Origin of the sequence: Bernardetia sp. (assembly GCF_020630935.1) — a bacterium.
Taxonomy (GTDB): Bacteria; Bacteroidota; Bacteroidia; order Cytophagales; family Bernardetiaceae; genus Bernardetia.
The window spans coordinates 1-12,674 of sequence record NZ_JAHDIG010000098.1; the positions used below are offsets into that span (position 1 = coordinate 1).

The window sequence follows — 12,674 nt, forward strand, 5'->3', positions numbered from 1 at the left end:
TTAATATTATTTTTTTAGCGTGAACATTTTATTTTACCCTACGTTTAATAAAAAAAACTATCCTATAATAAACAATTATGAATACTCCACACAACTTCTATCCAAGATTATTAAAGCGAAAACATATTTTTAACTATCTTCTATACTTTGTAGTAATTAGCTTTTTTAGCTGTGCTGATAAAAATGATAGTTGGGATGAGATGGGTTCTGAAAAAGTATTGTTAGCAGCCTCTAATTCCTCAAATATGTCAAAGCAACATGATTTTGAAAATGCACTTGAAGATTTTTTAGATATTCCATCAGACCATCAACTCAAAAAATATATTCATCCTCAATTCGGTTTTTATATCAACCATAAACCTAGTGCAATTTCTATTGTAGAGCATTTCAACAACCTAGAAGAAGTATATGAGCAGCTTCCACATTTGGAGGCATATTTCAAAAAATTTAATGGACAGAACCCTAAAAATGAAGAAATTCCAAAATTTGACTGCGAAATGTTTTCAAAAGAAGGAACATTTTATCAGAGTACCTCTTCTTTTGATGAAATAACAAAAGGATTAGCAATGAATGAAAAAATAATAGAAAAGGTCTATACAAAAGAAGAAAAAGAGTTTGCCTCAAAGACAGATAAAAAAATTAGTCATATAGTTGTCTTGACAGATGATTATCTTGAAGTAGGGTTTGCTAAGCTAGATGGAAAATGGTATATGCTATGGTTCAATTTGGCAAAGTTTGATTGCTCAGCGTAAAAAATATCTTTAAATAAGACTACTACTAACACTTTTTACCATAACTTTTGGCTTGATTTTTCGTTCTTAATCAAATAAATAGTATATTTAATTGTGTTTTTTATTGAAATACAGAATTTTATATCAACAAGAAACAATTTATATTATCACTCATAAATCTATACAATTATGTTAAATCTTATTTGGCTCATTTTGAAGCGCATCGATTGGAAACAGATTATCATTGGAGTTCTTATCCGAGCTATTTTGAAAAAAATCTTTAAGTAAATTCCATTTTTTTAATGGTCTAAAAGTCCCATTTGTTGAAAAATTGTTTCACAAGTGGGATTTTTTGTTTCTTTTTTGTAAATTATAAATCAACAAAGCAGATTTATCTTTAACTAACTCAAATTAAATTATTTTTATGGGATTTTGGGACAAAATTAGTGGGCAATTTATCGATGTCATCGAATGGATTGATAATAGCAGAGACACTATCGTTTACCGATTCAACCGAGAGGGTAACGAAATCAAGTACGGCGCACAACTGACTGTCAGAGAAGGACAGCAAGCTGTTTTTATTAATGAAGGACAGTTGGCAGATGTTTTTCCTCCAGGAAGGTATGAACTTTCAACACAAAATATGCCTATCCTAACAACTCTCAAAAGCTGGAAGTATGGGTTTAACAGTCCTTTTAAAGCAGAGGTGTATTTTGTAAATATGCGACCTTTTTATGACAACAAATGGGGAACTCGTAATCCTATTCGTGTAAGAGACCCAGAATTGGGTTCTATGGGAGTAGAAATCCGTGCTTTTGGTAGTTTTGCTTTTAAGGTAATCGAACCAAGTCGTTTCCTTATAGACATAGTGGGAACAGACGGACATTTTACAACAGAAGAAATAACCAACAAACTAAAAGGTTTGGTTGTAAAACAATTTACGGACGGACTTGGAGAGAGCAAAATTCCGTTTTTAGATTTGGCTGCCAATTATGAAGAATTGGGAGCAATGATAAAGAAAAAGTTGGTCTTAGATTTTGACCGTTATGGCGTAGATATTACAGATTTTGTAGTAGAAAATATGTCGTTGCCAGACCATGTACAAAAAGTGCTTGACCAAAGGAATGAAATGGAAATTATGGGACGTTCTATGCAAGGAAATCTCAATAATTATACGCAGTTCAAAATGGGACAAGCTATGGAAGATGCTGCCAATAATCCGAGTGGAGGAAACGATGGACTGAGTATGGGAATGGGAATGGCGATGGCAAACCAAATGTCTAACCAAATGCAACAGCAAAATAACCAAGGACAACAACAGAATCCTCCTTCAACACCTCCTCCGATGGTAGCTTTTCATGTTTATGTAAACGGAGAGCAGAAAGGACCTTTTCCAATGGGTGAGATAAAAAGAATGGTAGAGTCTGGAGAGCTTACTCGCACATCGTATGTTTGGAAAAATGGAATGGCAGAGTGGACAGAGGCTGGAAAAGTAACAGAACTGCAAACTTTATTTAGCAGCGTTCCACCACCACCACCACCGATGTAGATAAAAAAAATAAATATTTTATAACCAAATTTTATTTTTTTGGTTAGCTAATTAATTTAATTCCTATTCATATATTTTGAGTAGGAATTTTTGTTTATAATATCACAATTTTTTTCAACTTCTATAGCTTTTTCAATAAAGCCTCATTTTTTAGTCTGTTTATATGTCTGTTCAAAAACTCCCAAAAGAAAACCAAAAAGGTTATAAACAAACAGAAATTCGTAAGGTTATCCAAATCCTCTCGGCAGGTTTGGTGTTAGTAATTGTGCTTTTGATAGGTTATTTTATTTCTCAAAATATAGAAAATAAAACACAAGAAAAACTAAGAGAAATTCTACGTTTAGAAAACGAATTAGGAGAACTATTATCTGCCGTACAAGATGCTGAAACAGGACAAAGAGGTTTTTTACTTACTTCAAGAGAAAAATATTTAGAGCCATATAACAGAGCTATTAAAGACATCCCCACATTGGTTGAAGAACTAGGTAGTAATTTTAAATCTAATGAACTTTTGGCTAGTAATATAGAAACACTTGAAAAGTTGATAGAAGAGAAGCTAGATGAGTTGAAAACTACCATTGAATATAACAGAAATGGACAAAGAGAAGCTGCTTTAGACCTAGTAAATACAGATAAAGGAAAGAAACTAATGCAGCAAATGAGAGTAATTGTTAAGCAACTAAAAACAGATGGTTATGAATCTTTAAAGGAAAATAACGAGGAAATAAACCTTATCAACTATATTATTACTACTATACAGATAGCGGGACTAATAGCAATACTATTTATTTTTTATAACATTTATTCTATGTTGCGTCCACTCATAGAAAATTTAGTAGAATCAAACGAACAATTAGAAAAGGGAAGAGAAAATTTAAAAGAAAAAAATGAACAGTTAGAGCGTTTTGCCTATATTGCTTCACACGACTTGAATGAACCTCTGCGTACTATTACAAGTATGATAACAATTTTGCAAGAAGACTATGGAAATAAGTTTGATGAGGAAGCTAAGCAGAATTTTGAATTTATCACCTTAGCTGCTGGGCGAATGAAAAGTATGATTGACGGAATTTTAAATTACTCTAGAATAGGAAAATCGGCTAGAATAGAAGAAATTGAAATAGAGGAAATTATAAAAGAGTTGAAAAATGATTTGGCATTACTCATAGACAAAAAACAGGCAACCATTGATTTTCAGAATTTACCTAAACTAAAAGGATATAGAGTAGAGCTTAGACAGCTTTTTCAGAATCTTCTTACCAATTCTCTAAAGTTTAGTAAAGAAGATGTTGTACCAAATATAGAAATTAGAGCAGAGGAGTATCCTACAAAATGGAAGTTTTCCTTCAAAGACAATGGTATAGGTATTCCAAAAGAGCATCAAAAGAAAATATTTGGGATTTTTGCAAAGCTACACCGAAAATCGGAATATGAAGGGCAAGGTATTGGACTTGCTTTTTGTAAAAAAATAATTGCTCTACACCGAGGAAAGATTAGAGTAGAGTCTGAATTAGGTGTAGGCACTACATTTTACTTTACAATTTCTAAAAAACTAAATCAGCAAAATTATGAAGACTAAACTGAACAAAATACTGCTAATAGATGATTCGGAGGCAGACAATTATATCCACAGCCGGGTGATAAAAAAGGCAGACGTAACCGAAGAAATTATAATCAAATATGGAGCAGCAGAAGCGTTAGAATATCTAAACACAAAAGAAGGTGAAGATTATCCTAATCCAGACCTTATTTTCCTAGACATTAATATGCCTGGTATGAATGGTTGGGATTTTTTGGAAGAGTATAAAAAACTTGGTAAAGAAAGAAGAAAGGGAGTTGTGGTCTGTATGTTATCTACATCTGCTCTTGAAGTAGAGCAAGAAAATATTGAAAAATACAATATTATAGAATCTTACTCTCAAAAACCTCTGACTAAAGAGGCGTTAGAACACATCATACAAAGGGTTCATCCAGAAAAAATATAACTAAAAAATATTTTCTAGCTTGATGGAACAAAGAAATTTTATCAAGCTGGAAAAATATTTATCAAAAAAAAGAAAATTTTTACGTAAAAAATTTGCAGATAATTAAAAAAGCACTACCTTTGTATCACCAAAAACAAAAAGCCTTCTTAGCTCAGCTGGTAGAGCAATTGATTTGTAATCAATAGGTCAACGGTTCGATCCCGTTAGAAGGCTCAAATAAATTACAATGTAATTGTAAATAATGAAAAACTCCTTAATTATATTAAGGAGTTTTTTTATTTGTCGTAGCTTTCTTCAAAGCTTTTTATTTCTAAGTCTTCAATCAATTGTATTAATCCCTTTTTTCCATTTGCTTTATACCAACGAGAAACCTCTTGTTGAGCCAAAAAATAGTGTAGTTGTGCATTTTCTGTAAAAAACTCCTCTGTGGTTTGAAGATTTTCCAAAGCAAATATTTCCTCACTCTCAAAAGGAATTGTTGAGTATTGAGAAATGAAAACAGAATCTGTATTTTCTGAATTAAGTAGTTTTTTCCAGTCTTCTTTTAAAGCACTCCAATATTCAAAGCGTCTATCCACTAGCATTGCTAATCCTTCATCAAACCAAATAGGTATTTTTTGTCTTCTAGTCTTCCAACCCAATCGTTTCATAAGCTCGGCGTGAGAAAGTTCGTGGCTTAAAACATCTACATTTGTTCCTTCAGAAGAAAGGACAATATAAGCTCCAAAAGGAGTGAGATGTGTCATTCCCGTTTTGGTTTCTTTTTCAATATTTGGATAGCCAAAGCGTTGCATTACTTCATCGGTTGTTCCTACCAAAATAGTAGGTTTGCTTTCTGTGCTTCCAAAAAGAGAATCTATACGTAATCTTGATTTTTGATAAAGCAAAATAATTTCTTTGCGTTGCTTAGTACTCATTTGAGGATTGACATAAATAGAGACCTGTTCAAAATCTAGCTTATCTAAATAAAAATCCTTTAAAAAAAAAGTTCTAACAAGTGTGGGTGCATAAAAACAAGTGAAGACTATCAACCAAAAGATAAGCAGCAAAAAAGATATTCCTACCCATTTTTTTATAGAAATAGGAGGTTTTAAAAAATCTAATATTGTTTTTATAGCATTCAAGGTTATTTGTTTTTTACAAACTTAGATAATTTTTTATAACTTCATAATGTATTGTTTCTTGCTAAGAAAAATAGTAATTTTATAAATCAATTATCACTAAATAATAAATGTTATCAAGGTTTAGAGTACTGGACATCCATAGATATTTGCTGTTCTGTGAGCCACAGAACAGGGAAAAAACACTGGCGACACCAACAACTTTTTATCTCATGTCCAGTACTCTAATCAAGGTTAATTTATTAACGTTCGTTTCTCCATAGCGTTGGGTTTGTAAAATGCTATGAAGAAACGAAACAATATTTTGTCAAAGAATAACTTTGCAAAAATCTTAAATCTATATCACTCTATTTTTTATGCGCCTATTTCTTAAAATATTTGTTGCTATTATTCTTATTCATATTGTTTGGAATTATCGTTCTTGTTCATACAGTATGCTAAAGCCAATATTTTCAGAGCGTACTAAAATGAATGCTGTAATGAAAGTAGAGCAAAATTATGGAGCAGAAATAGATGAAATTTGCGAAGAACTGGAAGCCCCATCAGAGTATTTTAAGGCATTGGTTTTATTGGAGTGTTCGGCAAAAAAACCTGCTCAAAGTCGTTATGAGCCTAATGTTTTTAAAAATCTAAAAGCTGTAAGAGAAGGCAAACGAAAAAAATATGCTAACCTTACTCAAAAAGATTTGAAACGTTATTCAGAAAAAGAACTTACTATGCTTGCCACTTCTTGGGGTCCATTACAAATTATGGGGTATCACGTGGTCAGAGAAGGACTTACTATTGATGATTTGAATGGTGAAAAAGGCTTGCAAATAGCTATTCAATGGTGTATTGCCACCTATGGAAAGTATTTAGAAGAAGGTGATTATAAAAATGCATTTCATATACACAACACAGGAAAAGAACATCCTCTTTTTTGGAAAGCTAAGACGTATGACCCTCTGTATGTAGATAAAGGACTTATTTATATATCTTCTCTAAAGTAATACTAACACCACTTTTACTTATTTAAAAATACCTTTTTTACCAGTTCTAAAATTTGTGAGTGAATATCTGTGGCTGCAATAATTTGCTTTCCAAAAATATAGTTCTCTACAATCTGATTTCCCTCAAAATCACTTACAATTCCACCTGCTTCTGTTACTATTAGTGCGCCTGCTGCCACATCCCAAGCATTTAGATTATATTCAAAATAACCTTCAAAACGTCCAGCAGCAACAAAAGATAAGTCCACAGCAGCTGAGCCAAGTCTGCGAAGTCCATGAGCTGCTTTCATCATGGTTTCCATCATAGAAAGATAGTCTTCTATGCGTTCAAAATCTTCATAAGGAAACCCTGTGGCGAGTAATGATTTTCCTAGTTCTTTTTCTCCAGAAACTTTTATTTTTTTGCCGTTTAGCGTTGCTCCACCATTTTTGTGTGCAGCAAAACACTCTTTTCTATTTACTTCATAGACTATTCCTAACAAGAGTTCTGTTTGTGTGCTTTCTTCCTCTTCCATCTTTTCTGTGTGAGAAAGTGCAATACTGATAGAATAAACAGGAATGCCATGAACAAAATTTGTTGTTCCATCTAATGGGTCAATAATCCAGTTAAAACCCTCTTCTTTTGGTGTTCCTGTACCTTCTTCTGCAATAATTCCTGCTTGAGGCAATAGTTCTCTAAGTCTTGCGACTATCTTTTTTTCGGCTTCCTTGTCCACATACGAAACCAAACTATTAAAACTCTTGACCTCAATATCGTCTTTATTGAAGTCTTGAGCTTCCTTAGAAATAAAACTAGCTACTTGCTCTGCCAGCTGGCTTACCTCTTTTCTTAGAAAAATTAAATCAATCGTATGTTTGTCTGTATTTAAACTTGAGCTTGAAGAAGCCATAAAATTTTAATTAGTATGATGAAAATTAAAAAAATTAGAGTACTGGACATGAAGATAAAAAGTTGTTGGTGTCGCTTTGCTAAAACACCAACGAACGGTACTTTGTAACTCACTGAACAGCAAATATCTATTGATGTTCAGTACTTTTTTAAAAAATATTCTAAATTTCTGATTTATAATGATTTGAGTAACTCTTGTATGTCTTCTTCAATCTGCTTTTCCATAGCTTGTCTGACAGAGGTACGCACTACTCCTAAGCTTTCTAATTGACGAGCATAGCTAAGTAATGATTTTTTTGTTCGTAATATCTCCTCACGTATTCTCATTTTGTCTTCTACAAAATTTCTCTGTTTGACAAAACCCTCTTGTTTGAACTTATTTTCCTTTGTCTTGAGAATAGATTGTATTTCTTCTTTTTGTCTTGTAGCAGCATTTTCTTTTTGTAGGGCAGAGTCTATTTGAGCTAAAGCTTTTTGATACTTTGTATTTTGTTCTTCTAACATTTTACTTATCTGTTCAGCTTCCAACTTATTTGTTTCAGCTTCTTCTCTTTGTTTATCAGCATCTTTTTTTGCTTCTACTGCATCTCTTTCACTTTTTTCTGCCTTTTCTTTTTCAATAAAAGCATACACTCCCACAATTAAAGAAATCAAAAGTGTAAAAGATGATATAATGAGTAATAATTTCTGGCGTTCAATGCGTTTTTTTGCTTCTGCATTTCTATCTTTCTCCAGTTTTAATAACTGTTCCTCCAACTGCTTTTGCTCATTCTTTTTTGCTTCAATGGCTTTTTCACTTTCTTCTAAGTACTGAGCTTGCAATGCGTTGGGAGCAGGAATTTTCTTTTTGAGAATAGCTTCTTCGTACCAAGATTGTGCTAAAAGATATTCTGTTCCTACAAGTAAAAAATCGCTGTTTTTATCTTGTTTTTGCCATTGCAGAGCTTCTTGATACCAGTGGTTGTGTGCTTTTACGTGTTCTCTGTCTGTGTCTAGTGTTCTGATAAGTTCGGCAAACGAATCGTGGAAATTAGCTTGGTTAGGAATAAAATTTATCCACTGTATGTTGGAGAGTTCCATCGGAATTTCAAACGTCTCGGTGGCTCTGTACAGTAGTGTAATGATTCTTTTTCCTAGTTTGGTAGCAAACTTAACTTCATCATCACAATAAGGAGATTTGACAGAATCTGGAGAAATTATGAAAAGAAAATTTTCACAGGCTTCAATTCCATTATAAATTTCTTGTTGAAAATCTGTACCTGAAGCAATGCTTTCTTGGTCGAACCACGTCGTTTTACCATTTTCTTGTAATTCATCATTTAGCTTTCTTGCAAAATCGCCATCTGCTCTTGAATAAGAGATAAAAACCTCTGTGCTAAGTTGTCCACTTTTAGCCTCGCTTTCTCTGATAAATTCCTCGTGTAACCTAGTAGGCAGATGAGTATTTCTCTGTAATCCAATTTTTAACCAAATTTTTGCTTCATCAAGGTTGTGTCCTCTAAGCAAAATACTAGAGTTATGGTTTTGTTCCTTCCAACGAATAGCCTTATTCAGAATAACTTTGTGTTTATGATAATAATCACGGTCAGTATTAATCTGATTGAGAATTTCGTCTATATCTTTTTCATAATCTGTTTTTTCATTTTTCGAACGAGGAATAAAGTCATAATTATTATCTGTAAAATCTATAAACTGCAAATTGCGTATTTCTGGTGGAAAATCATGAACGGGTATATCATCCATTCGTAGTGGAATAATTCGCTTATTGTATTTAACAGCATGTGCAAGTTCTTTTTCGCAGTATTCAGATTTGATGGATTCATGTGTGATAAAGAAAATAAAATTATCAGCCTGTTCTATTCCTTTTTCTACTTCTTTATCAAAGTCTTCTCCTGCTTGAATATCCATTTCATGTGTCCAAGTCGTAATCAAATATTGAGCTAAGGAACGCAATACTCGGTTTCTGATTTCTTCGTCTTCTTCAGCATAAGAGACAAAGACATCTGTCATTCTGTTTTCAGAGTTTTTACGAGCTTCTGATATAAATTCGCAATGTATAGAAGAAGGTAAGCAAGGGGGTTGTTCGCTTTTAAATTCAGTAAGTAACCATTGCTCAGATTCTGTTTGTCGGTCTCCAAAAGGCAAATAACGAGTGTTACGATATTGTTTTTCCCACTCTAAGGCACTATGTAGAAGTTCTGTATGGCGTCGTACATAATCTCTATGGCTTTCTAATATAGAAAATAAGCCTTCTTGTCCATTTTCCCTATCATCTATATCTGTCCACTCATGTTGTCCTTTTCCTTCTTCTATTTGTTGTCTCATATAGAGCCAATTTCTTTTACTAACAGAAGGATGCATAAACTTCTCTATCATCTCTCTAGAAGGCTCAATATGCAAAATAGGAATAATTCGTTTGCTATATTTGGTAGCTAGTTCAATTTCTTTTCTACAATACGGCGAGCGAATAGAGTGAGGAGCTATTACAAAGATAAAATTATCAGCTTTTTCAATACCTTCGTCTATTTGGTCTTGAAAATCTACAGCTAACGGAATATCATTTTGATCAAACCAAACTTTATATCCCTTTTGAGTTAGTAATTCGTAGAGTTGGGAGGCAAAATGCTTGCTTTCTGCCCGTCCATAGGAAATAAAAATATCTTTATAATTAGGATTTGCCATGATGAATGTGCAATGTGTTTTTTTGGTAGTGCGTAAAGCGAAAGGATAGTTTTGAGTGAACACTACATAAAAGATGATTCTTAGTAAAATTTTAGAGCCTCATCTAAAAAGCATTCTACAAACTAAACTTACTCATTTTTTGTCTCAAAAAGAAAAAAAACGTTCTTTTTAGGAAAAAAAGATAGCTAGTGAACTTTTTTGAAAAAAAATAGGTTGGGTGTATAGAATGCAAAAATAATCTATCATTTTTACTTATGTATTGATAATGAAAGAGTTATTGAAAGTGCGAGGTATAAATCTCCATTTGACTGAGGTTTGAGAGAAAAATTTTACACAAAAAATATAAAAAAGTTAATTCAATCTCTTGCAAACTTCAAATAAAGCTATTACCTTTGCATTCATAATTACGGAACGAAGTAATTAAAAATCACTTCAAAATCTGTAATTTTAATATGGCGATCATAGCTCAGCTGGTTAGAGTATCGGTTTGTGGTACCGAGGGTCGTGGGTTCGAACCCCACTGTTCGCCCAAGTTTTATATTTAGAATTATATTTTTTATTCTAAAAATGCAAAAAGCAGTTTTCAAAATTTGAAAACTGCTTTTTTGTTTTATTTATTATATTCAAAAAGTAAAAAATATGATTCTATAACTTATCTCAGTTTTACGTAAGAAAATGAGTAAATAGAGTTACTTTCAACCACGGCTAGAAGCCGAATACATAGCCCTCACTCGTTTGAAAACGAGCGAAAGCCATTTTTTATTCTACGCTCAAGTGGAGAGATTTGGTAACTAAATTAAGACAAAAGGTTAGTAAGCTCAATGCTTTTCAGAATCTTTGAATTGCCACAAAACGTTCACAAGTTGCCATTTTCCATTTAGTTTTACTATATGCATATAGTCTATCCAGTCATCAGCTATCAGTTTGAGAGATGCTGTTTTATCTGTCATATCTAGTATGATTACTTCTTTTTTTGGATTTTTGGGAAACTTGTCTCCTTCTTCGTTGTAGGTTTCAGCTAGTAGTATCATAGCATCAGTAAATGTTTCTCTCAAATAATCTTTCCCTGTTTTTTTATCTTTCCAAAAAGTTCTCTTTACCATTCGTGGATGAGCAGCTCTTTCAAATTGTTCTAGCTTTAAGTTATGTTGAAATTCTATATAATCTAAAGCTACTTGCTTCACGTCCACAGAATCTTGTAGGATTTGTGCTTTCGCAGAAAAAGTAGAAAAACAAATAACGGATACAATAGCAAATAGGTATTTCATACTTGTTGAATTAGTTTTTGATACATAGCGACTTGAGTGAAGATACAAAAAAAATAGACTTAAAATAGCTTTTTTTTAACTTCTAAGGCTGTTTTCAATACAAAACCCACGTTTGGAAACGAGCCTTTAGATTTTTACTGACTACAATAGATGTAGTTTCTTATATTTTCCCTTTGTAGTCGTTTGCCCAACCCAAAATTGCTTTAAATTTATTAGCAGGTAAAAACTTAAAAATTTTTGAGTTAGTTCGCTCTCGTATATAAAATCTACCAAAATGCTCAATAGTTACAGATTCATTTTTTTTCATTGATTCTAAAATGATGTCAGTAAAAGTAGTAATTTGTTCCTTTGCTGTTTCTTCATCACAATTCATTTTTTGTGCATATTCTTTTACAAATTCTTTGTGTTTCATTTTTATTGAATTTTATGTATTTGAGGTATTCAAAGAACGAAATTGTTTTTGATTAGTTTAAAAAAAACAGCCTTAGAATGTCACTAAAAAACTTCTAAGGCTACTTTCAATACAAAAGTTATTTTTGCAAATCTAAGATTTGCCTAACTGATAGGTCGTAGTCATCGCTTCGCTAAAGACAACGCTCAACTTTTTATTTTTTTATTTTACGTTCAACTGGGGCTAGGGAAGCTATGAACAATGAGGTAAAAATTTTTGGCATATAGCGTCGAATAGTGATGGCTTCTCACTTTCACTAGGTACTTCTTGATTTAGTACTTCTGCCATTCCACACATTACTAAAAGAGCTTCTCCAACATAAAGTTCCATGTCTGATTTAAGTAATCGGCCGAATTGGGTAATGTGGTTTTTAATCAAAGTATCAAGATTTCTCATTATTTTATTAAAATAATCTTCATCAATCACTTTTGGTAATAAACTTTGTATGTCATTTACAAAATCCTCTTTATCCAAAAAAATGACATACCCAGTAATTATTTGGTTTACAGGTTTGTATATAGGAATATAAACTTGTTCCATAAATACTTTTTCAGGTTTGATTATTACCTCAGTCCCATCAATGTAAAACGTTAAATTTGTTTCGTTCATAATATTTTTTACTGCTGCTAACGGTTAGTATATGAAAAGTAGGCGATTTCGAAGCCTGAATCTTTCGGTTAAGCACAAAGTTTGATACGAGCCAAAAGCCTTGATTTTATTGCTATTTCGCCTATTTTTTATATACATTGTTATCTGCTGGCTTTTTATTTTCAGGTCTATTATTCCATATAGTTAAAAATTGTCCTGTGGACATTTTACGAGCTGATTGTTTTGCTTTTAAGGCTAGTTCTCCTTCAAAGAGTTGGTCGATAGTTTCAAACCAAAGTTGAAGCCAAGTTCCAAAGTGGGTTTGAGTTATAGAATGGTTCAAATTTTTGTCAACGTTTATGTGTTTCATTGACGGGCTTCCTTTAAACTTTGCTATACCAAATAAATTGGTTTCCCAAAA

12 protein-coding genes and 2 tRNA genes are annotated in these 12,674 nt (G+C 32.4%); 7 read left to right on the top strand and 7 right to left on the bottom strand.

Annotated features, from left to right (window positions below; genetic code table 11):
* Window positions 1-77: 77 nt before the first annotated feature.
* From QZ659_RS18905 to QZ659_RS18925, 5 genes are all read left to right on the top strand, one after another.
* Window positions 78-752 carry a hypothetical protein gene (locus tag QZ659_RS18905; RefSeq protein ID WP_291728350.1) on the top strand — a complete coding sequence of 225 codons (675 nt, stop codon included), beginning with the start codon at window positions 78-80 and terminating at the stop codon, window positions 750-752.
* A gap of 403 nt (window positions 753-1,155) precedes the next feature.
* Window positions 1,156-2,280 (top strand): SPFH domain-containing protein, encoded by a 1,125-nt coding sequence (locus QZ659_RS18910; protein WP_291728351.1) that lies wholly within the window; start codon window positions 1,156-1,158, stop codon window positions 2,278-2,280.
* A 163-nt stretch (window positions 2,281-2,443) separates the two neighbouring features.
* A complete protein-coding gene (locus QZ659_RS18915; RefSeq protein ID WP_291728352.1) occupies window positions 2,444-3,859 on the top strand; it encodes a sensor histidine kinase in 1,416 nt (471 codons plus the stop codon).
* On the top strand, window positions 3,849-4,265 hold the full coding sequence (locus QZ659_RS18920) for a response regulator (RefSeq protein ID WP_291728353.1): 417 nt from the start codon (window positions 3,849-3,851) through the stop codon (window positions 4,263-4,265). The genes QZ659_RS18915 and QZ659_RS18920 overlap by 11 nt, the downstream gene beginning before the upstream one ends.
* A gap of 140 nt (window positions 4,266-4,405) precedes the next feature.
* Window positions 4,406-4,478 (top strand) — tRNA-Thr (locus QZ659_RS18925).
* Window positions 4,479-4,540: 62 nt separating this feature from the next.
* On the opposite strand, the gene QZ659_RS18930 is transcribed toward QZ659_RS18925, so the two are convergent.
* A complete protein-coding gene (locus QZ659_RS18930) occupies window positions 4,541-5,182 on the bottom strand; it encodes a hypothetical protein (protein ID WP_291728355.1) in 642 nt (213 codons plus the stop codon).
* A 560-nt stretch (window positions 5,183-5,742) separates the two neighbouring features.
* On the opposite strand from QZ659_RS18930, the gene QZ659_RS18935 reads away from it, so the two are divergent.
* Complete coding sequence (locus QZ659_RS18935; protein WP_291728357.1) at window positions 5,743-6,375, top strand: hypothetical protein; 633 nt, start codon at window positions 5,743-5,745, stop codon at window positions 6,373-6,375.
* Between the two features lie 14 nt (window positions 6,376-6,389).
* Here the strand turns inward: QZ659_RS18935 and QZ659_RS18940 are convergent, their stop codons facing one another.
* Window positions 6,390-7,265 (bottom strand): inositol monophosphatase family protein, encoded by an 876-nt coding sequence (locus tag QZ659_RS18940; RefSeq protein WP_291728359.1) that lies wholly within the window; start codon window positions 7,263-7,265, stop codon window positions 6,390-6,392.
* Window positions 7,266-7,438: 173 nt separating this feature from the next.
* A complete protein-coding gene (locus QZ659_RS18945; RefSeq protein ID WP_291728361.1) occupies window positions 7,439-9,946 on the bottom strand; it encodes a TIR domain-containing protein in 2,508 nt (835 codons plus the stop codon).
* Window positions 9,947-10,401: 455 nt separating this feature from the next.
* On the opposite strand from QZ659_RS18945, the gene QZ659_RS18950 reads away from it, so the two are divergent.
* Window positions 10,402-10,475 (top strand) — tRNA-His (locus QZ659_RS18950).
* Window positions 10,476-10,764: 289 nt separating this feature from the next.
* On the opposite strand, the gene QZ659_RS18955 is transcribed toward QZ659_RS18950, so the two are convergent.
* The 4 genes from QZ659_RS18955 to QZ659_RS18970 form a co-directional block, all read right to left on the bottom strand.
* Entirely contained in the window at window positions 10,765-11,214 is a 450-nt protein-coding gene (locus QZ659_RS18955; protein ID WP_291728363.1) for a nuclear transport factor 2 family protein, read from the bottom strand.
* A gap of 160 nt (window positions 11,215-11,374) precedes the next feature.
* Window positions 11,375-11,626 carry an HU family DNA-binding protein gene (locus tag QZ659_RS18960; RefSeq protein WP_291728365.1) on the bottom strand — a complete coding sequence of 84 codons (252 nt, stop codon included), beginning with the start codon at window positions 11,624-11,626 and terminating at the stop codon, window positions 11,375-11,377.
* A 231-nt stretch (window positions 11,627-11,857) separates the two neighbouring features.
* Window positions 11,858-12,274, bottom strand: a complete 417-nt coding sequence (locus QZ659_RS18965) for a hypothetical protein (protein ID WP_291728366.1) — start codon at window positions 12,272-12,274, stop codon at window positions 11,858-11,860.
* A gap of 121 nt (window positions 12,275-12,395) precedes the next feature.
* A partial coding sequence (locus QZ659_RS18970) for a group III truncated hemoglobin (RefSeq protein ID WP_291728368.1) occupies window positions 12,396-12,674 on the bottom strand: 279 nt, incomplete at its 5' end.